The sequence below is a fragment of the Pseudomonas sp. R1-1 genome (assembly GCF_051132135.1).
Lineage (GTDB): Bacteria > Pseudomonadota > Gammaproteobacteria > Pseudomonadales > Pseudomonadaceae > Aquipseudomonas.
On sequence record NZ_CP071663.1, the window covers coordinates 6,097,289 to 6,123,170 of the forward strand.

The 25,882-nt window shown below is 60.3% G+C and carries 25 protein-coding genes; 18 read left to right on the forward strand and 7 right to left on the reverse strand.

Translation table 11 applies throughout. The annotated features are described in order from the left end of the window. Window positions 1–155: 155 nt before the first annotated feature. Both J3P75_RS27200 and J3P75_RS27205 read right to left on the reverse strand, forming a co-directional pair. Complete coding sequence (locus J3P75_RS27200) at window positions 156–806, reverse strand: HAD family hydrolase (RefSeq protein ID WP_434708858.1); 651 nt, start codon at window positions 804–806, stop codon at window positions 156–158. A gap of 29 nt (window positions 807–835) precedes the next feature. Further along, complete coding sequence (locus tag J3P75_RS27205; RefSeq protein WP_434708860.1) at window positions 836–1,381, reverse strand: gamma carbonic anhydrase family protein; 546 nt, start codon at window positions 1,379–1,381, stop codon at window positions 836–838. A 62-nt stretch (window positions 1,382–1,443) separates the two neighbouring features. Between J3P75_RS27205 and prlC the strand changes: the two genes are divergently transcribed. From prlC to J3P75_RS27220, 3 genes are all read left to right on the forward strand, one after another. After that, window positions 1,444–3,522, forward strand: a complete 2,079-nt coding sequence (gene prlC / locus J3P75_RS27210; protein WP_434708861.1) for an oligopeptidase A — start codon at window positions 1,444–1,446, stop codon at window positions 3,520–3,522. Continuing rightward, window positions 3,519–3,803, forward strand: coding sequence for a YheV family putative zinc ribbon protein (locus J3P75_RS27215; RefSeq protein ID WP_434708862.1), 285 nt, complete (start codon window positions 3,519–3,521; stop codon window positions 3,801–3,803). Before prlC ends, J3P75_RS27215 begins: the two co-directional genes overlap by 4 nt. A 92-nt stretch (window positions 3,804–3,895) precedes the next feature. Continuing rightward, window positions 3,896–5,923 carry a M3 family metallopeptidase gene (locus J3P75_RS27220; protein ID WP_434708863.1) on the forward strand — a complete coding sequence of 676 codons (2,028 nt, stop codon included), beginning with the start codon at window positions 3,896–3,898 and terminating at the stop codon, window positions 5,921–5,923. Between the two features lie 8 nt (window positions 5,924–5,931). Here the strand turns inward: J3P75_RS27220 and J3P75_RS27225 are convergent, their stop codons facing one another. Continuing rightward, window positions 5,932–6,576, reverse strand: coding sequence for a phosphatase domain-containing protein (locus J3P75_RS27225; RefSeq protein ID WP_434708864.1), 645 nt, complete (start codon window positions 6,574–6,576; stop codon window positions 5,932–5,934). Between the two features lie 300 nt (window positions 6,577–6,876). On the opposite strand from J3P75_RS27225, the gene J3P75_RS27230 reads away from it, so the two are divergent. From J3P75_RS27230 to J3P75_RS27240, 3 genes are read left to right on the forward strand one after another with little or no spacing between them, the layout of a single operon-like run. Beyond that, window positions 6,877–7,623, forward strand: a complete 747-nt coding sequence (locus J3P75_RS27230) for a gluconate 2-dehydrogenase subunit 3 family protein (protein ID WP_434708865.1) — start codon at window positions 6,877–6,879, stop codon at window positions 7,621–7,623. Between the two features lie 2 nt (window positions 7,624–7,625). Beyond that, window positions 7,626–9,410: a GMC family oxidoreductase gene (locus J3P75_RS27235; protein WP_394504928.1), complete on the forward strand. Its 1,785-nt coding sequence runs from the start codon at window positions 7,626–7,628 to the stop codon at window positions 9,408–9,410. Window positions 9,411–9,422: 12 nt separating this feature from the next. Continuing rightward, on the forward strand, window positions 9,423–10,724 hold the full coding sequence (locus J3P75_RS27240; protein ID WP_434708866.1) for a c-type cytochrome: 1,302 nt from the start codon (window positions 9,423–9,425) through the stop codon (window positions 10,722–10,724). A 64-nt stretch (window positions 10,725–10,788) separates the two neighbouring features. Here J3P75_RS27240 and J3P75_RS27245 read toward each other — a convergent pair whose 3' ends face one another. Then, window positions 10,789–11,091 carry a hypothetical protein gene (locus J3P75_RS27245; protein ID WP_434708867.1) on the reverse strand — a complete coding sequence of 101 codons (303 nt, stop codon included), beginning with the start codon at window positions 11,089–11,091 and terminating at the stop codon, window positions 10,789–10,791. Window positions 11,092–11,302: 211 nt separating this feature from the next. Here J3P75_RS27245 and J3P75_RS27250 point away from each other — a divergent pair, with 211 nt between their 5' ends. The 3 genes from J3P75_RS27250 (at window position 11,303) to J3P75_RS27260 (ending at window position 14,941) form a co-directional block, all read left to right on the forward strand. Next, a complete protein-coding gene (locus J3P75_RS27250) occupies window positions 11,303–12,358 on the forward strand; it encodes a PA0069 family radical SAM protein (protein ID WP_434708868.1) in 1,056 nt (351 codons plus the stop codon). Window positions 12,359–12,595: 237 nt separating this feature from the next. Beyond that, on the forward strand, window positions 12,596–13,324 hold the full coding sequence (locus J3P75_RS27255) for a carbonic anhydrase (RefSeq protein WP_093096212.1): 729 nt from the start codon (window positions 12,596–12,598) through the stop codon (window positions 13,322–13,324). A gap of 90 nt (window positions 13,325–13,414) precedes the next feature. Then, window positions 13,415–14,941, forward strand: a complete 1,527-nt coding sequence (locus tag J3P75_RS27260) for a SulP family inorganic anion transporter (RefSeq protein WP_090287988.1) — start codon at window positions 13,415–13,417, stop codon at window positions 14,939–14,941. Window positions 14,942–15,070: 129 nt separating this feature from the next. Here the strand turns inward: J3P75_RS27260 and J3P75_RS27265 are convergent, their stop codons facing one another. Then, window positions 15,071–15,721, reverse strand: a complete 651-nt coding sequence (locus tag J3P75_RS27265; protein ID WP_093096227.1) for a hypothetical protein — start codon at window positions 15,719–15,721, stop codon at window positions 15,071–15,073. Window positions 15,722–16,090: 369 nt separating this feature from the next. On the opposite strand from J3P75_RS27265, the gene coxB reads away from it, so the two are divergent. From coxB to J3P75_RS27285, 4 genes are all read left to right on the forward strand, one after another. After that, a complete protein-coding gene (gene coxB, locus J3P75_RS27270; RefSeq protein ID WP_434708870.1) occupies window positions 16,091–17,218 on the forward strand; it encodes a cytochrome c oxidase subunit II in 1,128 nt (375 codons plus the stop codon). Window positions 17,219–17,300: 82 nt separating this feature from the next. Then, complete coding sequence (gene ctaD, locus J3P75_RS27275; RefSeq protein ID WP_042609004.1) at window positions 17,301–18,887, forward strand: cytochrome c oxidase subunit I; 1,587 nt, start codon at window positions 17,301–17,303, stop codon at window positions 18,885–18,887. Between the two features lie 118 nt (window positions 18,888–19,005). After that, window positions 19,006–19,557, forward strand: coding sequence for a cytochrome c oxidase assembly protein (locus J3P75_RS27280; protein WP_434708871.1), 552 nt, complete (start codon window positions 19,006–19,008; stop codon window positions 19,555–19,557). 25 nt (window positions 19,558–19,582) lie between these two features. Further along, on the forward strand, window positions 19,583–20,470 hold the full coding sequence (locus tag J3P75_RS27285) for a cytochrome c oxidase subunit 3 (RefSeq protein ID WP_434708872.1): 888 nt from the start codon (window positions 19,583–19,585) through the stop codon (window positions 20,468–20,470). Window positions 20,471–20,473: 3 nt separating this feature from the next. Here J3P75_RS27285 and J3P75_RS27290 read toward each other — a convergent pair whose 3' ends face one another. Further along, the gene (locus J3P75_RS27290) at window positions 20,474–20,677 is read right to left on the reverse strand and encodes a twin transmembrane helix small protein (RefSeq protein ID WP_434708873.1); all 204 of its coding nucleotides are present in this window, start codon (window positions 20,675–20,677) and stop codon (window positions 20,474–20,476) included. A gap of 72 nt (window positions 20,678–20,749) precedes the next feature. On the opposite strand from J3P75_RS27290, the gene J3P75_RS27295 reads away from it, so the two are divergent. From J3P75_RS27295 to J3P75_RS27315, 5 genes are read left to right on the forward strand one after another with little or no spacing between them, the layout of a single operon-like run. Next, window positions 20,750–21,490: an SURF1 family protein gene (locus tag J3P75_RS27295; RefSeq protein ID WP_434708874.1), complete on the forward strand. Its 741-nt coding sequence runs from the start codon at window positions 20,750–20,752 to the stop codon at window positions 21,488–21,490. After that, window positions 21,456–22,049 (forward strand): hypothetical protein, encoded by a 594-nt coding sequence (locus J3P75_RS27300; protein ID WP_434708875.1) that lies wholly within the window; start codon window positions 21,456–21,458, stop codon window positions 22,047–22,049. Before J3P75_RS27295 ends, J3P75_RS27300 begins: the two co-directional genes overlap by 35 nt. 10 nt (window positions 22,050–22,059) lie before the next feature. Further along, window positions 22,060–23,139: a COX15/CtaA family protein gene (locus J3P75_RS27305; protein WP_434708876.1), complete on the forward strand. Its 1,080-nt coding sequence runs from the start codon at window positions 22,060–22,062 to the stop codon at window positions 23,137–23,139. Next, window positions 23,127–24,026 (forward strand): heme o synthase, encoded by a 900-nt coding sequence (gene cyoE / locus J3P75_RS27310; protein WP_434708877.1) that lies wholly within the window; start codon window positions 23,127–23,129, stop codon window positions 24,024–24,026. Before J3P75_RS27305 ends, cyoE begins: the two co-directional genes overlap by 13 nt. Next, on the forward strand, window positions 24,023–24,658 hold the full coding sequence (locus J3P75_RS27315) for an SCO family protein (protein ID WP_434708878.1): 636 nt from the start codon (window positions 24,023–24,025) through the stop codon (window positions 24,656–24,658). Before cyoE ends, J3P75_RS27315 begins: the two co-directional genes overlap by 4 nt. Window positions 24,659–25,090: 432 nt before the next feature. Here J3P75_RS27315 and J3P75_RS27320 read toward each other — a convergent pair whose 3' ends face one another. Beyond that, on the reverse strand, window positions 25,091–25,861 hold the full coding sequence (locus J3P75_RS27320; protein ID WP_394504894.1) for a MetQ/NlpA family ABC transporter substrate-binding protein: 771 nt from the start codon (window positions 25,859–25,861) through the stop codon (window positions 25,091–25,093). Window positions 25,862–25,882 lie beyond the last annotated feature (21 nt).

Here is a 25,882-nt window from a genome sequence, read left to right on the forward strand (position 1 = left end):
ATGGCTGAGCGCAAGGTGGCGCTCAAAGCATTGGCCGAGTCTCGGCTTTTGAGTGGCTGAACGGGCCTCATCGCCAGCAGGCTGGCTCCCACCTTGATTTTGTATACGACGCAAATCCCCTGTGGGAGCCAGCCTGCTGGCGATGGCAATTTTGATCAGCGCAACAGAAACGCCTGATGCAGCTCATCCAGCGTTGCAAAGTGATAAGCCGGCGCTTCGGCATTCAGCTCTTCAAAGCTGCCAAACCCATACCCCACCGCCGCTGCATCCAGGCCATTACTACGCGCGCCGATCAAGTCATGCTTGCGATCGCCGATCATCAGCGTATCGGCCGGGTCCAGCCCTTCTTCCTGCAGCAGATGCGCGATCAGCTCGACCTTGTTGGTCCGCGTGCCATCCAGTTCGCTGCCGTAAATCACCTTGAAATGCCGCGCGAAATCAAAATGCCGGGCAATCTCACGGGCAAACTCCCACGGTTTCGACGTGGCGATAAACAGCCGTCGTCCCTGCCCGCTCAAGGTTTCCAGCAACGGCGTGACGCCATCGAACACCCGGTTCTCATAAAGGCCAGTGACCTTGAAGCGCTCGCGGTAGAAATTCACCGCCTGCCACGCCTTGGCCTCATCGAACGCGTAGAACTGCATGAACGCCTGCAACAGCGGCGGGCCGATGAAGTGTTCGAGTCTGGTCAGATCCGGCTCGTCGATGCCGAGTTTGCCAAGGGCGAACTGGATGGAACGGGTGATGCCCTCACGCGGGTCGGTCAGGGTGCCATCGAGGTCGAACAATACGGTCTGGTAATGCATGAATAATCCTGCGCAGTCGCGATTTCGCTTCAGAGTGTGTCGTAGCCTTCGGCCAGATGCAGGTCCTTGAGCTTCACATAATTGGCAGCGCTGTAGGTGAAGAAAGCGTTTTCCTTGTCGGTCAGAGCACGCACCTGTTTCACCGGGCTGCCCACGTACAGGAAGCCGCTTTGCAGGCGCTTGCCCGGCGGCACCAGGCTGCCGGCGCCGATGATCACATCGTGCTCGACCACGGCGCCGTCCATGACAATGCTGCCCATGCCGATCAATACGCGGCTGCCGACGGTGCAGCCGTGCAGCATGACTTTGTGGGCGATGGTCACGTCGTCGCCGATCAGCAACGGAAAGCCATCGGGGTTGAACGGGCCGGCATGGGTGATGTGCAGCACGCAGCCGTCCTGCACGCTGGTGCGCGCGCCGATGCGAATGCGGTGCATGTCGCCGCGGATCACGGTCAGCGGCCAGACGGAGCTGTCTTCTCCGATTTCGACGTCGCCGATCACCACCGCGGAGCCGTCGACAAACGCGCCTTTGCTCAACTGCGGGGTGTGTTGTTGGTACTTGCGAAGGGCCACGATTAGTTCTCTCTCTATCGCCGATAGCTGCGGTGAGTGTCGATTGTAATTAAGATGGGCGCATGTTTCTTCCAGCCAAGGTGCCAACCGTGAGCGTGAACAACCCTCTGCTGCAGTCCTACGACCTGCCACCGTTCTCCACGATCCGTGCCGAACACGTGCTGCCGGCCATCGAAACCATTCTGGCCGATAACCGCGCGGCCATCGCCGAAATTCTCAAGAACCAGGGCCAGCACCCGACGTGGGCCGGTCTGGTATTGGCGATGGACGAACTCAATGACCGTCTCGGCGCGGCCTGGAGCCCGGTCAGCCATCTCAATGCCGTGTGCAACAGTGCCGAGCTGCGTGAAGCCTACGAGTCGTGCCTGCCGACCCTGAGCGCCTACTCCACCGAGATGGGCCAGAACCGCGAGCTGTTCCAGGCTTATGAAGCGCTGGCCAGCAGCCCGGAGGCCGCCAACTTCGACGTCGCGCAAAAGACTATTCTCGAACAGGCGCTGCGTGACTTCCGTCTGTCGGGTATCGACCTGCCGGAAGCCGAACAGAAGCGCTACGCCGAAGTGCAAAGCAAACTGTCCGAGCTGGGCAGCCGGTTCTCCAACCAATTGCTCGATGCCACTCAGGCCTGGACCAAGCACGTCACCGACGAAGCCGCCCTCGCCGGCCTGACCGATTCGGCCAAGGCGCAAATGGCTGCCGCCGCGCAAGCCAAAGGCCTCGACGGCTGGCTGATCACCCTCGAATTCCCGAGCTATTACGCGGTGATGACCTACGCGCAGGATCGTGCGTTGCGTGAAGAAGTCTACGCCGCCTACTGTACCCGCGCCTCGGATCAAGGCCCGAACGCCGGCCAGAACGACAACGGCCCGGTGATGGAACAGATCCTCGACCTGCGTCAGGAACTGGCGAAACTGTTGGGCTTCGCCAGCTTCGCCGAACTGAGTCTGGCGACCAAGATGGCCGAGTCCAGCGATCAGGTGCTGAGCTTCTTGCGTGATCTGGCCAAGCGCAGCAAGCCCTTCGCCGAGCAGGATCTGCAACAGCTACGCGCCTACGCCGCCGAGCAGGGCTGCGCCGATCTGCAAAGCTGGGACAGCGGTTTCTACGGTGAAAAACTGCGCGAACAGCGTTACAGCGTCGCTCAGGAAACCCTGCGCGCCTACTTCCCGATCGACAAAGTGCTGAGCGGCCTGTTCGCAATCGTTCAGCGTCTGTACGGCATCGAAATCGCCGAGCTGAAAGGCTTCGACACCTGGCACCCGGACGTGCGCCTGTTCGAAATCAAGGAAAACGGCGAGCACGTCGGGCGCTTCTTCTTCGACCTCTATGCCCGCGCCAACAAGCGTGGCGGTGCGTGGATGGACGGCGCCCGCGACCGTCGTCGCACCGTCGACGGCGTGCTGCAAAGCCCGGTGGCCAACCTGGTGTGCAACTTCACCCCGGCCGACAGCGGCAAGCCAGCGCTGCTGACCCACGATGAAGTGACCACGCTGTTCCACGAGTTCGGCCATGGTTTGCATCACCTGCTGACCCGTGTCGATCATGCTGGCGTATCGGGCATCAATGGCGTGGCGTGGGATGCGGTCGAGCTGCCGAGCCAGTTCATGGAAAACTGGTGCTGGGAGCCGGAGGGCCTCGCACTGATTTCAGGTCACTACGAAACCGGCGAGCCGCTGCCGCAGGATCTGCTGGAAAAAATGCTCGCGGCGAAAAACTTCCAGTCCGGCCTGATGATGGTCCGTCAGCTGGAGTTCTCGCTGTTCGACTTCGAACTGCACGCCACCCACGGTGACGGGCGCAGCGTGGCGCAAGTACTCGAAGGCGTGCGCAACGAGGTGTCGGTCATGCGCCCACCGGCGTACAACCGCTTCCCCAACAGCTTTGCGCACATCTTCGCTGGCGGGTATGCCGCCGGTTATTACAGCTACAAGTGGGCTGAAGTGCTGTCCGCGGATGCCTTCTCCAAATTCGAAGAAGACGGTGTGCTCAACGCGCAAACCGGTCGCGCTTTCCGCGAGGCGATTCTGGCCCGTGGCGGTTCGCAGGCACCGATGGTGCTGTTCGTCGATTTTCGTGGCCGTGAGCCGTCGATTGACGCACTGTTGCGCCACAGCGGCCTGAGTGAGGACGCGGCAGCATGAGTGAGGGGCCTGTGATTACCAAAAAACGCTTTATCGCCGGGGCCGTTTGCCCGGCGTGCAGCGAGCCGGACAAACTGATGATGTGGAACGAAGACGGCGTGCCGCACCGCGAATGCGTGGCCTGCGGGTATTCGGACACGCTGAATGAGCAAGGGCTGTCGGTGCCCAAGGAACTGGGCACGCGAGTCAACGCCAGCGCGCTCAAGCCGGCAGCGGACAAGAAAGTCCAGGCGGTGCAGTTTTTCCCCAATCCGAAACTGAAGAAAAAGACCGACGAGTAAAATCGCTACTGCGAGGTGGTATTCCTTTACCGCCTGATCTTCGCGCTTCGTCCGTAGGCTGAGTTTTTCAGCCTACGGTCAAGGAAGACGCGATGCCCCCTGCCAACCCCCTGCTGCAACGCTGGCAACTGCCGGCCTGGTCCGAGCTACAAGCCGAACATCTGGTCCCCGCCTTCGATGCCATCGTCGCTGACAACCAGCGGATCATCGCCGAGGTGATTGCCACGCAGACCGTCCACCCGAACTGGGATGATCTGGTGATCGCCATCGACGAAGCCGACGCACGGATTGCCGAAGCCATCGCCATCATCGAAGTGCTCGACACGGTCAAAGGCACTGATGCCGACTGGCTGGCGCAAAGCGCGCAGTGCAGCCTGACCGCGAAGCGCTATCGCTCGCAGAAATTTGCCAACCTGGCGCTTTACCGTACGTATCAAGGTCTGGAACGGAGCTCGATCGCCCGCAGCTTCGATGCGTTTCGCAAGGCATCACTGGCCAAGACCCTGCTCGGCTTCCGTCTGACAGGCATCGAGTTGCCCGCCAGACAACGCGAGCGACTGGCCGCAATCACCGTCGATATCGACCTCCAGCAGCAATTGTTTCTGATCAATGTGGAGCGCAGCAACGCGGCCTGGACCCGACAGATCGACGAGTTTGCCACGCTGGATGGCCTGTCTGCCGCCTTCAAGGATCAATTGCTGCTCAATGCGCGTCAGGCGGGAAAAACCGGCTGGCTGCTGACGCTCGATCGCAACACTTACGAATACCTGATGAAAAACGCCAGCCACCGCCGCTTGCGTGAGGAGTATTTCGTCGCGTTCAACACCCGGGCCTCGGATCAGGGGCCGCATGCCAACCGGTTCGACAACGGCCCGGTCCTGGAGAAGTTGCTCGCGCTGCGTCATGAAAAAGCCCGCTTGCTGGGCTTCGAAAGCTTTGCTCATCTGCGTCTTTCGCAACAGATGGCGACCTCGCCGGCTCAGGTCGAAGCATTTCTAAAGCAGCAGATCGCACACAATCGCGCGGCGCTGGAGCGGGACACGCAGGACTTACAGGTATTTGCTGCGACCCAGGGCGTCGAGGAACTACAGGCCTGGGATTACGACTATTTCGCTGAACAATGGCGCCAGCAACATTCAGCGAGCACACTCAAAGGCCTTCGCCAGTACTTTGCACTGGACGAAACGCTGCGCCGGTTCTGCCAGTTCATTGAACACCTGTTAGGGATCAAACTGACCGAGCGCAAAGACCACACCCATTGGCACGAGAAGGTGCGACTGTTGGAGGTCAGCGAATACGATCAAGTCATCGGCTTTATCTACTTCGATCCCTTTCATCGCACGGACGCCCCCGACTATGCCCTGACCCACACCGTGCGCGACCACCGTATCAGTGCCGAAGGTCGGCCGGCCCTGCCGATCGCCATCCTGCATTGCAACTTCCCGCCGGTCAGCGGCGACCATCCCGGCGTGCTGTCGCACAAGGACTTGCGCGTGCTGTTTCACGAGTTCGGGCATTGTCTGCAGCATGTGCTGACCCGCTCGCCGCACCATAATCTTTCGGGTATCTCGCAAATGGCGCGGGATTCGGGGGAGTTCGCCGGACAGCTGTTCGAGCAATTGAGCCTGTCGGAGGAGCTTCTACGGTGGCTGTCGGCGCATTACGAAAGCCATGTGCCGTTGGACCACACGCGGATAACCTCGGCGCTGACCGCTATCGCAGCGCACACCAGCCGCGAGACCGCGACGCTATTGCTCGAAGCTTTGCTCGACCTTGAGCTGCACCGCAGCGACGCCAATGGCCGCAACGTGCAGCAGTGCTTCGATGCGGTACAGCAGCAGATACCGCAACTGAACCTGCCGGCCTATTGCCGGTTTGCCAACAGTTTCGATTACGTGGTGACCGGTTACGAAGCCTCGGTGTACGCCTACAAATGGTCGGGCGTGCTGGCCTCCGAAGCGTTCAAGCGCGTCGAACGCGAAGGCGTGTTCAACACTCAGACCGGTCGGGATTTGCGCGAGGCATTCTTCTCTGGTGATTCGGTTTCGCTGCCGAGCGCAATGGAGAAGTTTCTCGGCAAGCCGGTGCCTGCCGAACTGTTTTCAGCGCGGCCGGGTTGAACCGCGGGCTACTCGACGTGGGCCGATTTGAACCAGCTTTTCATCGAGCAGGTGGCAAAGGCACTGGTGCTGCAATCGCCGTTGGCCAGCGCTGTGTGCAGCTTGTCGACATCCGCCTGCATCATGTAACGAATGCCGTCCTTGAAGTGGGTGCTGTCGCCGAAACCGCCCTGAGTCATTTCGCTCAGGGCGTCCTCTTTGCTCCACCCCTGCACCACGACCCGATACATGGCCGCCATCAGCCCGGTGCGGTCAGAACCGTGCTTGCAATGCATCAGCACCGGGCCGTTGGCTTCGGCCGCCTGGATCGCGCGCAACGCCTTGAGCACGTCACTGTCGTCGACATGATTGGTGCGGTAGGGCAATCGCACCTGCTCAATGGCAGGATCCACTAGCCAGCTGCGGTCATCATCCGGGAGAAAATTGATCACCGTGATGATCTTCAGATTTTTCAGAAGCGGCAGCGCACCACCGTCGGGCAAAGCGCTGCGATACAAGGTCGGCGACATCTGGAACAGGTTGTACTGCACTTCGACCGGCTGCGCCCATTCCGCGGGGCGGGCCATCGATAGCGACTCCGCCTGAGCGGACGTCAGCTGCAACAGGGCAAAAAGCACTGAGCAAAACACAGGAAAAACACGCACTCGAGACATGCTGGAATTGACCGTTTCGGATGTTTCAGTGAGAGACGGCGCAGCTTCGCGATAGAACGGTCAAAGCCCTGTGAGCCGCTTGTTAAAGAATTGTGAACGGCGATTGATGACAAAAATTTCATTGCGGCCGCGGCTTTTTTCCATCGAGCCGGTTCATGCTGATGCTTAGCCTGCTACCATTTGTCACACGATGTTGCAGGCACCCCTGCCTTTTTCAGGCCAGAGCGCTGTCGTTGCGACGCAAAATCCCAAGCCTTTCGCAGAATCGGCTCAATGCTAATGCCTGATGAGGTGCACCCCATGTCTGATGAAGATCGAGACAACCCGCGGCGTGAGTTTTTGCGCAAATCCCTGACCCTGATTCCAGTGGTCACCCTGGCCGGTACCGGTCTGGGCAGCAGCGTGCTGCACGCCGCGCCTGAAACCGCGCCCGCCAAACCTGCCACCCAGCCAGTTCGTGCCGAGGCCGGCGAGTACCAGCCCAGCTATTTCACCGCTGAGGAATGGGCGTTCATCAATGCTGCCGTCGCGCAATTGATCCCCAACGATGCCCAAGGCCCGGGCGCGCTCGAAGCCGGCGTGCCGGAATACATCGACCGTCAGATGAACACGCCGTACGCCGCCGGTGCCCTGTGGTACATGCAAGGCCCGTTCAATGCCGACGCCGCGCCGGAAATGGGCTGGCAAAGCAAACTGGTGCCCAAGGACATCTATCGTCTGGGCATCGCCGCTACGGATCAGTGGGCAAAAGCCCTCAACGGCAAACCATTTGCAGAGCAAGACAGCGCTACCCGAGACGATTTGCTCAAGCAGCTTGAAGCCGGCAAACCACAATTCGATGCGGTTCCGGCGAAGATTTTTTTCAATCTGCTGCTGCAAAACACCAAGGAAGGCTTCTTCTGCGACCCGATCCACGGTGGCAATAAAGGCATGGTCGGCTGGACCATGATCGGTTTCCCCGGCGCCCGCGCCGATTTCATGGATTGGGTAGAACGCAACGAGCAGTACCCCTTCCCGGCAGTGTCGATTCGCGGCGAGAGGGCGTAAGCATGGCAACGGTAATGAAAAAGGTCGACGCCGTGATCGTCGGTTTCGGCTGGACCGGCGCGATCATGGCCAAGGAACTGACCGAAGCGGGTCTCAACGTGCTGGCGCTGGAGCGCGGGCCGATGCAGGACACCTACCCCGACGGCAACTATCCACAGGTGATCGACGAACTCACCTACAGCGTGCGCAAAAAACTCTTTCAGGACATCTCCAAAGAGACCGTGACCATTCGCCATAGCGTCAACGACATCGCCCTGCCGAACCGCCAGTTGGGCGCGTTCCTGCCGGGCAATGGTGTCGGCGGTGCCGGTTTGCATTGGTCGGGCGTGCACTTTCGTGTCGATCCGATTGAATTGCGCATGCGCAGCCATTACGAAGAGCGCTACGGCAAAAGCTTCATTCCCAAGGACATGACCATTCAGGACTTCGGCGTCAGCTATGAAGAGCTGGAGCCGTTCTTCGATTTCGCCGAAAAGGTCTTCGGCACCTCCGGCCAGGCTTGGACCGTGAAGGGCCAACTGGTCGGTCAGGGCAAGGGCGGCAACCCTTACGCCCCGGACCGCTCCAACCCGTTCCCGCTCGAAGCGCAGAAGAATACGGTTTCGGCTCAGCTGTTCGGCAAAGCCGCGACGGAGGTCGGTTACAAACCCTACAACCTGCCTTCGGCCAACACCTCAGGTCCGTACACCAATCCCTACGGCGCGCAGATGGGCCCGTGCAATTTCTGCGGTTTCTGCAGCGGTTATGTCTGCTACATGTATTCCAAGGCGTCGCCGAACGTGAACATTCTGCCGGCGCTCAAGCCGCTGCCGAATTTCGAATTGCGGCCCAACTCCCATGTGCTGCGGGTCAACCTCGACAGCAGCAAGAGCAAAGCCACCGGCGTGACCTACATTGACGGCCAGGGTCGTGAGATCGAACAGCCAGCGGATCTGGTGATTCTCGGCGCGTTCCAGTTGCACAACGTGCGTCTGATGCTGCTCTCGGGCATTGGCAAACCGTACGATCCGATCAGCGGCGAAGGCGTGGTCGGGCGCAACTTCGCCTACCAGAACATGGCGACCATCAAGGCGTTCTTCGACAAGGACACCCACACCAACAACTTCATCGGTGCCGGCGGCAACGGCGTGGCGCTGGATGACTTCAACGCCGACAACTTCGACCACGGCCCGCACGGCTTCGTCGGCGGCTCGCCGATGTGGGTCAACCAGGCCGGCAGCCGCCCGATTGCCGGCACCTCGAACCCGCCCGGCACACCGGCGTGGGGCAGCGCGTGGAAACGTGCGACCGCCGATTACTACACCCATCAGGTGTCGATGGACGCCCACGGTGCGCATCAGTCCTACCGCGGCAACTACCTCGATCTCGACCCGGTGTATCGCGATGCCTACGGCCTGCCGCTGCTGCGGATGACCTTCGACTGGCAGGAAAACGACATCAAGATGAACCGCTTCATGGTCGAAAAAATGGGCAAGGTCGCGCAAGCGATGGGGCCCAAAGCGATTGCGGTGATCGGCAAACAGGTCGGTGACCACTTCAACACGGCGTCTTATCAGACCACCCACCTCAACGGTGGCGCGATCATGGGCACCGATCCGAAGACCAGCGCGTTGAACCGTTACCTGCAGAGCTGGGACGTGCACAACGTCTTCGTGCCCGGCGCCTCGGCGTTCCCGCAAGGCCTGGGCTACAACCCGACCGGGCTGGTCGCAGCACTGACCTACTGGTCGGCAAAAGCGATCCGCGAGCAATACCTGAAAAACCCCGGCCCGCTGGTTCAGGCATAAGGAGCGATGACCATGAAGAATCTCGTTATCGCCACCCTGGCGCTGCTCGGCAGTGCCTCCCTGCAGGCAGCGGAAGTTGATCAGAATCTGATCAAACAAGGCGAATACCTCGCCCGCGCCGGTGACTGCGTGGCTTGCCACACCGCGAAAAACGGCAAGCCGTTCGCCGGCGGCCTGCCGATGGAGACCCCGATTGGCACGATCTACTCGACCAACATCACCCCGGACAAATCCGGTATCGGTGATTACAGCTTCGAGGACTTTGACCAGGCCGTGCGCCATGGCGTCGCGAAAAACGGCAGCACCTTATACCCGGCCATGCCGTATCCGTCCTACGCACGCGTCAACCAGGCCGACATGCAAGCGCTGTACGCGTATTTCATGCACGGCGTGGCACCGGTCGCGCAGGACAACCAGGCCAGCGACATCCCGTGGCCGCTGAGCATGCGCTGGCCGTTGATGGGCTGGCGCTGGCTGTTTGCGCCGAAGGTCGAGGATTACAAGGCCACGTCGGACGATCCGGTGATTGATCGCGGTGCGTATCTGGTCGAAGGCCTCGGGCATTGCGGCGCCTGCCACACCCCGCGCGCCCTGACCATGCAGGAAAAATCCCTCAGCGCATCGGATGGCAAAACCTTCCTCGCCGGCAGTGCGCCGCTGGAAGGCTGGATCGCCAAGAGCCTGCGCGGCGACCACAAGGACGGCCTCGGCAGCTGGAGCGAGGAGCAAGTGGTGCAATTCCTCAAAACCGGACGCAGTGATCGCAGCGCAGTGTTCGGCGGCATGAGCGATGTGGTCACGCACAGCATGCAATACATGACCGACGCCGACCTGACGGCCATCGCCCGCTATCTGAAGTCGTTGCCGGCCAGCGATCCTGCGGATCAGCCGCATCAGTACGATGAAAAAGCCGCCAAAGCGCTGTGGAACGGTGACGACAGTCAGCGTGGCGCTTCGGTGTACATCGACAACTGCGCGGCGTGCCACCGCACCGACGGCCATGGCTACACTCGCGTGTTCCCGGCGCTGGCGGGCAATCCGGTGTTGCAGACGGACGATCCGACCTCGCTGATTCACATCGTCCTCAAGGGCGGCACGCTGCCGGCCACGCACACCGCACCATCGACCTTCACCATGCCCGGCTTCGCCTGGCGCCTGTCGGATCAGGAAGTCGCGGATGTGGTGAGTTTCATTCGTGGCAGTTGGGGTAACAAGGGCGCGCCGGTGAGCGCCAAAGACGTCGCCAACCTGCGTAGCAATGACATGGAAACCATGTCGCCGAATGATCTTGGTCAAGTGACCGAGCATCAATAAAACAAAACCCTGCATGAGCTTTCATGCAGGGTTTTTTATTTGAAGCGGTGAGCGTAAATCCAACTTACGGATTGACGATACTCACATACGCCTTGGCCAGCGCAATCAACTTTTCCTTGTCATCGCTATCGATATCACTGTCGCCGTCTACATCATTTTTGTTGCTGCGAATAGTGAAGGTCTTGCCCCGGTCAGCAGACACTGCAACCACGTAACTCGAGTCGACCAGTGCCTCGGTGGGCAGCGCCTGCTCGGCGTTCCAGCCCAATTCCTTGCGTGCCAGTTGCAGCGAAACAATGGTGTTGGGCTCGGAGGCATTGGGCAGCATCATTTGCATGAAAACGCCACGTTGGTTAAGAAACGACATGAACTAAATCCTTTTATTCCTGTAACCCATCTTGGGTCGATCTGAGCGCCAAAGACTATCTGCGATAACTTTGCTCAACAACGAGGCATGTGTATCGCCAGTTATCGCTTGTTTGCGAATTCATACCGGCAGTGGCCTCATCGCTGAACGGTACTGGATCAGATATCTCGCACTCGGATACTGTATGCACATACAGATCGAGAACAGCATCATGATCACTCCACCGCCTCGCGGTCGCGGCACCGCCACCAACCCGCACAACCGCTTCGCGCCGAACCGTTCGGTGGCCGAGGATGACGGCTGGTATCAGGAAGTGCCTGAAACGCAGAACACCGAGGTGCTGATCGAAACCGCAAAAACCATCATCACGCGCAACGCTTCACCAGACCTGCCCTTTGATCGTTCGATCAATCCCTATCGCGGCTGTGAGCACGGCTGCATTTATTGCTACGCGCGGCCCAGCCATGCCTATTGGGACATGTCGCCGGGGCTGGATTTCGAAACCCGACTGATTGCCAAGACCAACGCCGCGCAAGTGCTGGAAGAGCAGCTGAGCAAGAAGGGCTATGAATGCGCGCCGATCAATCTGGGCTCCAACACCGATCCGTATCAGCCGATCGAACGCGAATACAAAATTACCCGGCAGACCCTCGAAGTGCTGCTGCGCTATCGGCATCCGGTGACCATCGTCACCAAAGGTTCGCTGATTCTGCGCGATCTGGATTTGCTCACCGAACTGGCGCAGCAACGGCTGGTGAAAGTGATGATCAGCCTGACCACCCTGGATGACGAACTCAAACGCATCCTCGAACCCCGTGCCGCCGCACCGAAGGCACGCTTGCGCGCGATCCGGGTGATGCGCGAAGCCGGGATTCCGGTCGGCGTGCTGTGTTCGCCGATGATTCCGATGATCAATGACAGCGAAATCGAAAGCCTGCTCAGCGAAGCCCACGCTGCCGGTGCGCAAAGCGCGGCGTACATGATGCTGCGCCTGCCGCTGGAGGTTGCGCCGCTGTTCGAGGAATGGCTGGCCGCACATTATCCGCAACGCGCCGCCCACGTGTTGAGCCTGATCCGCCAAAGCCGCGGCGGCGAGCTCTATGACAGCCGTTTCGGTGCGCGCATGCGCGGCGAAGGCGTTTTTGCCGATCTGCTCGCGCAGCGTTTTGCCAAGGCCATCAAACGCCTCGGGCTGCATCATCGCGAGGGTTACGACCTCGATTGCACAGCCTTCTGTCCGCCGGGTCGCCAGATGTCGCTGATTTAGCGACAATTGACCCAGGGTTGTGGGTTGGAATCCTTCTGTCGGGATTGCTCGGTCACGTTTTTTGTGACCTGGAACACACGTTCTAGAGCGTTTGATTCAGTTTGAGTTAAGTTTCGGCAGCTACCTTGTTCATCGAGTGACTGACGGGTCGGGATGACCCGGATGGTTTAAACAGCCACTGGCTTCATACCGGAATACCGGGGGAAGACTCCCTGAATCCGCCAAAGAGGATGAATCATGAGTGACAAGGATAAACAGTCGTTGGCTGCCTCGGCGCAAAGCCCTGAAGCGGAATCCGCCGATGCAGCACTGCGACAGATCGTTGATGGCTTTTTACGCTTTCATCATGACGTTTTTCCCCAGCAGGAAGAACTGTTCAAGAAACTCGCTACGGCCCAGGCGCCCAAAGCGATGTTCATCACCTGCGCTGACTCGCGCATCGTTCCCGAGCTGATCACCCAGAGTTCGCCCGGCGATCTGTTCGTGACCCGTAACGTCGGCAACGTCGTGCCACCCTACGGGCAGATGAACGGCGGCGTTTCTACCGCGATCGAATACGCGGTGCTGGCGCTTGGCGTGCAGCACATCATCATCTGCGGCCATTCCGATTGCGGCGCCATGCGTGCGGTACTCAACCCGGACAGCCTGGAAAAAATGCCGACGGTCAAAGCCTGGCTGCGCCACGCCGAAGTGGCGAAAACCATGGTGCATGACAACTGCAACTGCACCGACGAAAAAGAAAGCATGCCGATCCTCACCGAGGAAAACGTCATCGCCCAGCTGCAGCACTTGCGTACCCATCCTTCGGTAGCCTCGCGCATGGCGAACGGTCATCTGTTCATCCATGGCTGGGTCTACAACATCGAAACCAGCGAAATCAAAGCTTACGACGCAGATCAGGGTCGTTTCCTGCCGCTCGATGGCAGCCATCCGATACCGGTCGCGACGCCCAAAGCGCGCTTCTAACTCTTCCTAAACATCTGTGTGGTTTGACGCCGGCCGCTGATTCAGCGGCCCGGCCTCGCCACGCCTGAAGAAAACTTCGGGAGAATCGCCATGCGTGCGGCTCAATTGAAAGCGGTGTTGCCCCGGGAGCTGCTCGCTTCCGTGGTTGTGTTTCTGGTCGCCCTGCCGCTGTGCATGGGTATTGCGATTGCCTCAGGATTGCCGCCGGCCAAAGGTTTGATCACCGGAATCATCGGTGGCCTGGTCGTCGGTTGGCTGGCGGGTTCGCCGTTGCAGGTCAGCGGGCCGGCGGCAGGGCTGGCGGTGTTGGTGTTCGAACTGGTGCGCCAGCATGGTATCGAGATGCTCGGGCCGATTCTGTTGCTGGCCGGTTTTCTGCAACTGGTCGCCGGGCGCTTGAAGCTCGGTTGCTGGTTCCGGGTCACGGCGCCAGCAGTGGTCTACGGCATGCTGGCGGGGATTGGCGTGCTGATTGTGCTGTCGCAAGTGCACGTGATGCTCGATGCCAAGCCGCAACCGTCAGGGCTGGACAACCTCACGGCATTCCCGGCGGCGGTGGCGCAGGCCTTGCCGTCGTTTGGCTGGCAGGCCGGGTTGCTCGGGCTGGCGACGATTGCGGTGATGTGGCTGTGGGAAAAATTTCGCCCGCATTCGCTGCGTTTCGTTCCCGGCGCGCTGCTCGGTGTAGGTCTGGCGACAGCCGCGAGTCTGCTGCTGGCCTTGCAGGTCAAGCGTGTGGAAGTGCCGGCGAATCTGGCCGAAGCCATCGACTGGCTCAAGCCTGCCGATCTGATGAGTCTGGCCGACCCGACGCTGCTGATTGCCGCGTTCGCCGTAGCGTTCATCGCCAGCGCCGAAACCCTGTTGTCCGCCGCCGCGGTTGATCGCATGCACAGCGGCGTGCGCTCGGATTTTGACCGTGAACTGTCGGCGCAAGGTGTCGGCAACATGCTCTGCGGACTGGTCGGTGCATTGCCGATGACCGGTGTGATCGTGCGCAGTTCGGCCAACGTGCAGGCCGGTGCGACCACGCGCTATTCGACGATCTTTCATGGCCTGTGGCTGCTGGCATTCGTGCTGTTGCTGTCGAGCGTGTTGCAGAGCATTCCGGTCGCCAGCCTGGCCGGCGTGCTGGTCTACACCGGTTTTAAACTGGTCGATCTCAAGGCGTTTCGCCGCTTGGGTCGCTACGGACGGATGCCGATGTTTACCTACGCCGCGACGGCGCTGGCGATCATCTTCACCGACCTGTTGACCGGCGTGCTCATCGGTTTCGGCCTGACGTTGCTGAAGCTGGCATTCAAAGCCTCGCGCCTGAAAATCAGCCTGATCGATCTGCCGCAGGACGGCGAAATGGAGTTACGCCTGATCGGCGCGGCGACGTTCCTCAAAGTGCCGGCGCTGACCCAGGTGCTGAACACCATTCCCCACGGCACGACCGTGCATGTGCCGCTGAATAACCTGAGTTATATCGACCACTCGTGTCTGGAACTGCTTGAGGAATGGGGCCGGGCGAATGCGGCGAAAGGGTCGAAGCTGTTGATCGAGTCGCGTGGGTTGAAGCGCAGGCTTGAGGGCAGAGTTCGGACGAATACCGGTATCGGTGCGGCCGGCTAAATTTCCGGGTTGAACTCAACCCCTGTAGGAGTGAGCCTGCTCGCGATGGCGGCGGATCAATCAACAAAGATGTTGAATGTTCCATCCTCATCGCGAGCAGGCTCACTCCTACATTGGATTGTGTTTGTCTCAGGCAGCCGGCTGATCCAGCTCCAGCCCCACACCCAAGCGCCGGCTCATGCACGGCCAGCGTTTCCACGCCGCGCCGGTGTCCGGGCTGCTGAGTTTGTCGCGGTAGGCTTCTACTGACTCCAGCGCAAAACTCTCGTCGTTGAGCATTTCATCAATCGCGTGGTGTACCGCTTCGTCCAGTTGGTTGGCAAATGCCTCACCGATCAATTGGTGAGCAATCAGATTGGCGACCGTCATGTCCAGGGGGATCAGTGGCTGGCCGAAATGCTTGATGTACAGGTCGTTGACCTCTTCGACAAAACGGTGCGCCAGATAGGCTTCGTCGAGCAGGCTGTCCAGACCGACATGCCCGGCCATGATGGCCGGCGGCTGGAGGAAATACTGCTCGGCGATTTTCAGCACCGGTTTGATCTGCGATTCGATTCCCGCTTCCCTGGCGACTTCATTGGCTGCATCCAGCAGATCGGGTACTTCATCGATGTAGGCGGCGACAAAACGCGTCAGCACGCCGTTGGCGTCGGCTTCCGGCAACTGGATCGCCGGGTGCAGGTGAGGCAGTTTGCTTTCCAGCTGACGGGTCAGCAGGCCGGTATCCTTTTCGTGTTGTTGGGCTTTTTGGATCTGCTCGCGCAATGCGGCGGTGTTCATGAAAACTCCAGGAAACAAGGCAATGAAATAGGGAAGACATAACTTAGCTGGCTTACGAAAAACGCTAAGACGCATTTGTCATAATTATTTCATCCTTGATGCAGCTGCGTTATATCCATTCGCCACCACTCGTCTGCATCCTTCTCCATTCGTGCCCTTGAACGCAAGCGCAGGCTGTTTCAGATGATTTACGTGCTCGGGTTGCAATTTCCCGACGCTGTCTATACTCGCCAATGAATGGAGTTAGCTGATGACGCCCGACTGCACCCGCAGCAAGGCCCGGCGATTCAAGTTCGTAGTCTGATGCAGCCGCTCCCTTGCCGCAGGCGTATGCCGGCGGGATAACAAGAACGATAAGGGGAACCCGCAATGATGCGACATCCACATGTCTGGATGGGCCTCCTGTTGTGGTCGATATTCAGCCAGGCCAATGCGGCCTGGACGGTGAATATGGCGCCTGGAGCGACTGAAATCAGTCACGCAGTATTCGACCTGCACATGACCATTTTCTGGATCTGTGTGGTGATCGGGATCATCGTCTTCGGCGCCATGTTCTGGTCGATGATGGTGCACCGCCGCTCCACCGGACAGGTCGCCGCAAAATTCCACGAAAGCACCGGCGTCGAAATCATGTGGACCATTGTGCCGCTGCTGATTCTGGTGGCCATGGCCGTCCCCGCCACCGCAACACTGATCAAGATGTACGACACCAGTGAGCCGGATATCGATATCCAGGTCACCGGTTATCAGTGGAAGTGGCACTACAAATATCTGGGTCAGGACGTCGAGTTCTTCAGCAACCTGGCCACCCCCGCCGAGCAGATCCACAACAAGGAAGCCAAAGGCGAGCACTACTTGCTCGAGGTCGACAAGCCATTGGTGCTGCCGATGGGCGCCAAGGTGCGCTTCCTCGTCACCTCCGCCGACGTTATTCACTCATGGTGGGTGCCGGCGTTCGCGGTCAAGCGCGATGCGATCCCCGGTTTCGTCAACGAAGCCTGGACCCGTATCGACAAGCCCGGCCTGTACCGTGGCCAGTGCGCCGAGTTGTGCGGCAAGGACCATGGCTTCATGCCGATCGTGGTCGAGGTCAAGGAGCAGGCCGACTACGAAAAATGGCTCGCCGAGCGCAAGGCCGAAGCGGCGCAGCTCAAAGAACTGACCAGCAAGGAATGGACCCTCGACGAGCTCAAGGAACGCGGCGACAAGGTCTACCACACCACTTGCGTGGCTTGTCACCAGGCCGAAGGCCAGGGCCTGCCGCCGATGTTCCCGGCGCTCAAGGGCTCGAAAATCGCCACCGGACCGATCAAGGATCACCTGGGCATCGTCTTCCACGGCAAACCCGGCACCGCCATGGCGGCGTTTGGCAAGCAACTGTCGGAAGTCGATATCGCTGCGGTCGTGACCTATGAACGTAACGCCTGGGGCAACAACAAGGGCGACATGGTCACGCCCAAGGAAGTGCTGGAGCTGAAACAGGCGGAAAGCCAATGAGCCGGTCTATTGCGAACTTCATGAACCGCTCGGGGACGCGTGCCCCGGCAAATCCACTCCACTCATTTGAAGGAGACCGGCCATGAGCGCTGTCATCGATGACCACGGTCACGCCGACCACGCCCACGGCCCCGCCAAAGGCCTGATGCGCTGGGTGCTGACCACCAACCACAAGGACATCGGCACGCTGTACCTGTGGTTCGCGTTCTGCATGTTCCTGCTCGGCGGCTCGTTCGCCATGGTGATTCGCGCCGAGCTGTTCCAGCCCGGTTTGCAGATCGTTCAGCCGGAATTCTTCAACCAGATGACCACCATGCACGGTCTGGTCATGGTGTTCGGTGCGGTGATGCCGGCGTTCGTCGGCCTCGCCAACTGGATGATTCCGCTGATGGTCGGCGCGCCGGACATGGCCCTGCCACGGATGAACAACTTCAGCTTCTGGCTGCTGCCGGCGGCGTTTTTGCTGCTGGTTTCGACGCTGTTCACACCGGGCGGCGGGCCGAATTTCGGCTGGACCTTTTATGCGCCGCTGTCGACGACCTATGCGCCGGAAAGCGTGACGTTCTTCATCTTCGCCATTCACCTGATGGGCATCAGTTCGATCATGGGCGCGATCAACGTGGTCGCGACCATCCTCAACCTGCGCGCCCCCGGCATGACCCTGATGAAAATGCCGCTGTTCGTCTGGACCTGGCTGATCACCGCATTCCTGCTGATCGCGGTGATGCCGGTGCTGGCCGGGTGCGTGACGATGATGCTGATGGACATCCACTTCGGTACCAGTTTCTTCAGCGCTGCCGGCGGTGGTGACCCGGTGCTGTTCCAGCATGTGTTCTGGTTCTTCGGCCACCCCGAGGTGTACATCATGATCCTGCCGGCCTTCGGCGCGGTCAGCCAGATCATCCCGACCTTCGCGCGCAAACCGCTGTTCGGTTACACCTCGATGGTTTACGCGACGGCGAGCATCGCCTTCCTGTCGTTCATCGTCTGGGCGCACCACATGTTTGTGGTCGGCATTCCGCTGGTGGGCGAGTTGTTCTTCATGTACGCGACCATGCTGATCGCCGTACCGACCGGGGTGAAAGTGTTCAACTGGGCCAGCACCATGTGGCAGGGCTCGATGACCTTCGAGACGCCGATGCTGTTCGCGGTGGCGTTCGTGATTCTGTTCTCGATCGGTGGCTTCTCCGGGCTGATGCTGGCGATCGCTCCGGCGGACTTCCAGTACCAGGACACCTACTTCGTGGTCGCCCACTTCCACTACGTACTGGTGCCCGGGGCGATCTTCGGCATCTTCGCTTCGGCCTATTACTGGCTGCCGAAATGGACCGGGCACATGTACGACGAAACCCTCGGCAAGCTGCATTTCTGGCTGTCGTTCGTCGGCATGAACCTGACCTTTTTCCCGATGCACTTCGTCGGGCTGGCGGGCATGCCGCGGCGGATACCGGACTACAACCTGCAATTCGCCGACTTCAATATGGTCTCGTCGATCGGCGCGTTCATGTTTGGCGCCACGCAGATCTTCTTCCTGTTTATTGTGATCAAGACCATCCGTGGCGGCGAACCGGCACCGGCCAAACCGTGGGATGGCGCCGAGGGGCTTGAGTGGAGCGTGCCGTCGCCAGCGCCCTATCACACCTTTACCACGCCGCCGGAAGTGAAATGAAACGCTTGGCCTTTTGTAGGAGTGAGCCTGCTCGCGATGGATTCGCTGCGGTGTGTCAGATACACCGCTATCGCGAGCAGGCTCACTCCTACAGGGTTGGGTGTGGAGGCTGAAAACCATGGCTGACTCAATCTCGCTGAAAAAACTGGTTACCCGCCTGTTACTGGTGGTGGTGGCGATGTTTGTCTTCGGGTTTGCCCTGGTGCCGATCTACGACGTGATGTGCAAGGCCTTCGGCATCAACGGCAAGACCGGCGGCCAGTACGAGGGCGAGCAAGTGGTCGACACCTCGCGCCAGGTGCGCGTGCAGTTTCTCTCGACCAACACCGCCGACATGCCGTGGGACTTTTATCCCAAGCATGACGAGCTGACCGCCAACCCCGGCGCGGTCAACGAGATGGTGTTCATCGCCCGCAATCCGACCGACAAGCCGATGAGTGCGCAAGCGGTGCCGAGCATTGCGCCGAGCAACGCGGCGGCGTTTTTTCACAAGACCGAATGCTTTTGCTTTACCCAGCAGGTGCTGCAACCCGGTCAGCAGATCGAGATGCCGGTGCGTTTCATCGTTGACCGCGACATGCCCAAGGAAGTGAAGCACCTGACGCTGTCCTACACGCTGTTCGATATCACCGCCCGACATCCACCGGTGGCTGTTAATACCGGCGGCTGAGCGTGGCCGATAAGGAGAACAATAAATGGCAACTCATGAGCACTATTACGTCCCCGCCCAGAGCAAATGGCCGATCATCGCCACGCTCGGGATGTTCGTCACCGTGTACGGCCTGGCTACCTGGTTCAACGATCTGAAGGCAGCGCGCCCGGATTCCCACGGCCCGCTGATCTTTTTCGTCGGCGGCCTGCTGCTGGCGTACATGTTGTTCGGCTGGTTCGGCGCGGTGATCAGGGAAAGCCGCGCGGGACTCTACAGCCCACAGCTGGATCGCTCGTTCCGCTGGGGCATGAGCTGGTTCATCTTTTCCGAGGTGATGTTCTTTGTCGCTTTCTTCGGCGCGCTGTTTTATATCCGCACGGTTTCCGCGCCCGGTCTGGCCGGCGAAGGCAGCAAGGGCGTGTCGGAAATGCTCTGGCCGAACTTCGAGTACGTCTGGCCACTGCTGAACAACCCGGACCCGAAACTCTTCCCGCCACCCAAGGATGTCATCAGTCCGTGGGGCCTGCCGCTGATCAATACGATCCTGCTGGTCAGTTCCAGTGTGACCATCACCATCGCCCACCACGCCTTGAAGAAGGGCCATCGCGGCGCGCTGAAACTGTGGCTGGCGATCACCGTGCTGCTCGGCATCGCGTTCCTTGGCTTTCAGGCTGAAGAATATATCCACGCCTACAAGGAGCTGGGACTGACTCTCGGCTCGGGGATCTATGGCGCAACGTTCTTTATGCTCACCGGGTTCCACGGCGCCCACGTGACCATCGGCACGATCATTCTGCTCGTGATGCTGATACGGATCATGAAGGGTCACTTCGACAACGAGCATCAGTTCGGCTTTGAAGCGGCGAGCTGGTACTGGCACTTCGTCGACGTGGTGTGGATCGGCTTGTTCTTTTTCGTTTATGTGCTTTGAGCGCTACCAAGGCGCGTGCGATACCAGTTGGCCGCTGTAGAAACCCCAGGCAATCAGGCCGACGGTGACGGCGGCCAGGGCCACCCGAACACTCAAGGCGATGACCAGGCGATTGGAGCTGCTGTCGTCCTTGACCAGGAAAAACAGGCCGCTGAACAGGCTGATCACCGTGGCAATCAGCAGCAGGACGATCGCTGCTTTGAGCATGGGAAGAACTCCGGGGGGACAGGCGATGCAGTTGAGTATAGCGAGCGCGACGACTGACTTTGTGGCGCGGCCATGAAGCGCTTCCGTCCGGGGGTGATACCGACCGTGGTGGTCGCGTTGTTGCTGCCGCTGATGATCGCGCTGGGCTTCTGGCAACTGGGCCGGGGCGCGGAGAAAACCGCGCTGCTGGCCAGCTATGCCGAGCGCCGTGTGGCCGAGCCGATGACCAGCAGCGAACTCGCAACCAGCGCCGATCCGGCTTATCGCCGCGTGCGTCTGCACGGCCAATTCGATGCCGCGCACAGCCTGTTGCTCGACAATCGCCAGCGTGGCGGCAAGGTTGGCGTCGAGTTGCTGCAACCGTTTCAGGATCAGCGCAGCGGGCTGTGGCTGCTGGTCAATCGCGGCTGGCTGCCGTGGCCGGATCGCCGTGTCGCGCCGCAGTTCTCCACGCCCACTGATGCGCTGACGCTCGACGCCTGGGTCTACGTCGCCTCCGGCGCGACATTCCAGTTGCATGCCGATCCGGTCAGCCGCACCTGGCCGCAAACCGTCACCGCCGTCGAGCCGGGCAAGCTCTGGCACACCCTTGAGCGCGACGGCTTCGCCTATGAACTGCGCGCCGAACCCGGCCCGGCCAGCTACCAGACCGACTGGCCGGTGGTCGCCATGGGTCCGGAAAAACATCTCGGCTACGCCGTGCAGTGGTTCGCCATGGCGACCGCCCTGCTCGGTCTCTACGTTTATTTGGGCTTGCACAACGCAAAGGAGAAGCACCATGCGAACGGCCATGAATCCATCCAGCATGTCTGAAGCCAAACCTGCCGTCAGCCGCCGGCGCGGACGCATCCAGTTGCTGTTGATTGTGCTCGGTGTGGTCGGGCCGATGATCCTCGCCACCGGCATGTACAAATTGCAGTTCTGGGTGCCCGAGGGCCGCAGCTATCACGGCGAACTGATCGGCAACGGTCAGACCCGCGCCGACCTCGGCGTGCAGGCGGACGAGGAGCGCTGGCAATTGCTGGTGACCGCACCGACAGCGTGTGCGGTGGATTGCCAGCAGTTGGTGTATCTGGCGCGGCAGATCCAGATCGGCCTTGGCCGCGACGCCGGGCGCGCCAGCCACGCCCTCGCCGCGACGCAACCGCTGAGCGCGGACTACGAGGCCAAGCTCACACGCGAATATCCGCAACTGCAGCGCTATCCACTGGACGCAGTCGCCTTCAGCAAGGCCACCGGCGATAAAGCCACGCCGCAACTATGGATCATCGACCCGCACGGCAACCTGGTGCTGCGCTACGAGCCGAACGTGAAAGGCAAGGATCTGCTCAACGACCTGCGGCATCTGCTGAAACTGTCCAACATCGGATAAGGGCATCGTCATGGCCAAACCTGGATTTCGCCTCGCGCTGTTTGCCACTCTGCTGGCGCTGATTGTCGTGCTGCTTGGCGCCTACACGCGCCTGACCCACGCCGGCCTCGGCTGCCCCGACTGGCCGGGTTGCTACGGGTTTATCAGCGTGCCGAAAAGCGAGGCGCAACTGGCCCATGCCGAGCTGCATTACCCGGACTCGCCGGTGGAAGCGCACAAGGGCTGGAACGAGATGATCCACCGCTACTTCGCCGGCACCCTCAGTTTGCTGATTGCCGTATTGGCCGGGCGCGCCTGGGTCAATCGCCGTCATCCGGGGCTGCCGTTGAAGCTGCCGCTGTTCCTGCTGGCGGTGGTGTTTGCACAAGCGGCGTTCGGCATGTGGACGGTGACGCTCAAGCTCTGGCCGCAAGTGGTTACCGGGCATTTGCTCGGCGGTTTTGCGACCTTGAGCCTGCTGTTTCTGCTGACGCTGCGTTTGTCCGGGGTACTGCCGGCGCTGAGCGTGCCCAGACGCTTGCAATATTGGGCCACGGCCGGACTGTTACTGGTGATCGGACAGATTGCGCTGGGCGGCTGGGTCAGCTCCAACTACGCCGCCGTGGCGTGCATCGACTTCCCGACCTGCCACGGGCAATGGCTGCCGCCAGCGGATTTCGCCAACGGTTTTCACCTGACTCAACACATCGGCCCGAACTATCTGGGCGGGCAACTGGATAGCGATGCGCGCACTGCGATTCACCTGACCCATCGCATCGGTGCGCTGTTGGTGACGATTGTGCTGCTCGGTCTGGCCTGGCAATTGAAAGTGGTGGGCATGACGCGTCTGGCCACTCTGGTGCTGGTGGCTCTCGGCGCACAAATCACCCTCGGGATCAGCAACGTGCTGTTCCATCTGCCACTCGCGGTAGCGGTCGCGCACAACATCGGTGGCGCGGCGCTGTTGCTGAGCATGGTGCTGGTCAATTATCACGCGCGCACCAGGCTCGTCCGGGTCACGCAACCGGTGCTCGCACGCTGGCACCTCAGCCCGCGTAAACACGCGGTCGCGCCCATTGCATTGAAAGGAGAAACGCCATGGCGAGTCTGACCGGCGCGCGCACGGCGCAAGCGCTGTGGCGCGATTATCTGGAGCTGACCAAACCGAAAGTCGTGGTGCTGATGCTGATCACCTCGCTGGTCGGCATGTTCCTCGCCACCCGCGCCGGTGTGCCGTGGACGGTGCTGGTGTTCGGCAATCTCGGTATCGCGCTGTGCGCGGGCGGCGCGGCGGCGGTCAATCATGTGGTGGACCGGCGCATCGATGCGGTGATGGCGCGAACCCACAAGCGGCCGTTGGCCGAGGGCCGGGTTTCGCCTGTGGCAGCGCTGACGTTTGCGCTGGTGCTGGCGCTGCTCGGTCAGGCCTTGTTGCTGGCCTTCACCAACCCGCTGACGACGTGGCTGACCCTCGCCTCGCTGCTCGGTTACGCGGTGATATACACCGGTTTCCTCAAACGTGCGACACCGCAGAACATCGTCATCGGCGGCCTCGCCGGCGCTGCACCGCCGTTGCTCGGCTGGACCGCCGCTACCGGCCATGTCAGCGCCGAACCGCTGCTGCTGGTGTTGATCATCTTCGCCTGGACCCCGCCGCATTTCTGGGCGCTGGCCATCCACCGCAAGGAGGAATACGCCAAAGCCGACATTCCAATGCTGCCGGTGACCCACGGCGAGCACTACACCAAAGTGCACATTCTGCTGTACACCTTCGCGCTGCTGGCGGTGAGTCTGCTGCCGTATGTGATTCACATGAGCGGCGTGCTGTATCTGGTCTGTGCGCTGGCGTTGGGCGCGAGGTTTCTGCAATGGGCCGTGGTGCTGTACCGTGGCACTCGGCCGCACGCGGCGATCAACACCTTCAAGTACTCTATTTATTACTTGTTCCTGTTGTTCATCGCCCTGCTCGTAGACCACTACTTACTGTTGAACCTATGAACCGAACCCAGAAAACCGTTTTCATCCTCGTCGCCGTGATCGCGCTGATCCTGGGCCTGACCGTCAACAAAGTGCTGAGCGGCAAAGGCCAGGGTGACCCCACCGCGCTGATCGACGCCGGAATCATTCTGCTGCCGCAGAGCCGCACCCTGCCGGACGTGACCATGACCGATCAGGACGGCAAACCTGTGGCCATCGATGAGCTGCAGGGCAAATGGAGCCTGCTGTTTTTCGGCTATACCTTCTGCCCGGACATCTGCCCGACCACGCTTGCGCAACTGCGCCAGATCAAGAGCGAATTGCCCAAGGATGCAGTGGATAAATTGCAGATCATCTTGGTCAGCGTTGACCCGAACCGCGATACGCCAAAGCAGTTGAAGCAGTACCTGGGTTATTTCGATCCGCAGTTCATCGGCCTGACACCGCCGTCGATCGAAGAGCTGCAGAAGGTCGCAAATGCGGTGAGCATTCCGTTCATTCCGGCCGATACCAGCAAGCCGAATTACACCGTCGACCACAGTGGCAACCTGGCCGTGATCGGCCCGGACGGCACGCAGCGCGGCTTTATCCGGGCGCCGTTGAACAATGCCAAGCTGGTTGCGCAACTTCCGCAAATGCTCAACCGCAAGTAATCGTCAAAGATCAAAAGCCCCTCACCCTAACCCTCTCCCAAAGGGAGAGGGGACTGAATGGGGGATATTGGGGAATTAAGACAACCTGAAACTCACTTACCGAATCCATAATCGACTCGGTCTTTCAGGTGGATGTCTAGCGCCAGACACCTCGGTCGGCCTCCTAAAACCCCTCACCCTAGCCCTCTCCCAAAGGGAGAGGGGACTGAATGGGGAATATTGGGGAATTACGCCGACCTGAAATTCACTTACCGAATCCATAATCGACTCGGTCTTTCAGGTCGATGCATAGCGCCAGACACCTCGGTCGGCCCCCTCTCCCTCCGGGAGAGGGCTGGGGTGAGGGTGAGTTTCACCGCAGATCCACAGCCAAACACCAGACACAAAAAAGGGGACGCTCATGGCGTCCCCTTTTCATTGCAGCAACTCAAATCAAAACGCCGGCAACACCGCACCCTTGTACTTCTCGGTGATGAACTGCTTCACCTCCGGGCTGTGCAGCGCAGCCGCCAGTTTCTTCATCGCGTCGCTATCCTTGTTGTCCGCGCGGGACACGAGGATGTTCACGTACGGCGAGTCGTTGCCTTCGATCACCAGCGCATCCTTGGACGGATCGAGCTTGGCTTCCAGCGCGTAGTTGGTGTTGATCAGCGCCAGATCGACCTGGGTCAGCACACGCGGGATGGTCGCGGCTTCCAGTTCACGGAATTTCAGGTCTTTCGGGTTTTCGGCGATGTCTTTGATGGTCGAGAGGATGTTGGTCGGATCCTTCAACGTGATCACACCAGCCTTGGCCAACAGCAACAGCGCACGGCCGCCGTTGGTGGCGTCGTTCGGGATGACCACGTTGGCGCCGCCTGGCAACTCTTCGATTTTCTTGTACTTGCTCGAATAGGCGCCCAGCGGTTCCAGGTGTACGCCGGTGACGGCAACGAGGCTGGTGCCCTTGGCCTTGTTGAACTCATCGAGGTACGGCTGGTGCTGGAAGAAATTCGCGTCGAGGCGCTTTTCCGCCACCTGCACGTTTGGCTGAATGTAGTCGGTGAATACCTTGACCTTCAGATCCACGCCTTCCTTGGCCAGCGCCGGTTTGACGAACTCGAGGATTTCCGCGTGCGGCACCGGGGTGGCGGCAACGGTCAATGTTTCGGCGTGGGCCGAGAATGCTGCAACGGCAGCAAAAGCAGCGATCAGTTTTTTCATTCAGCGAACTCCTTGTGATGG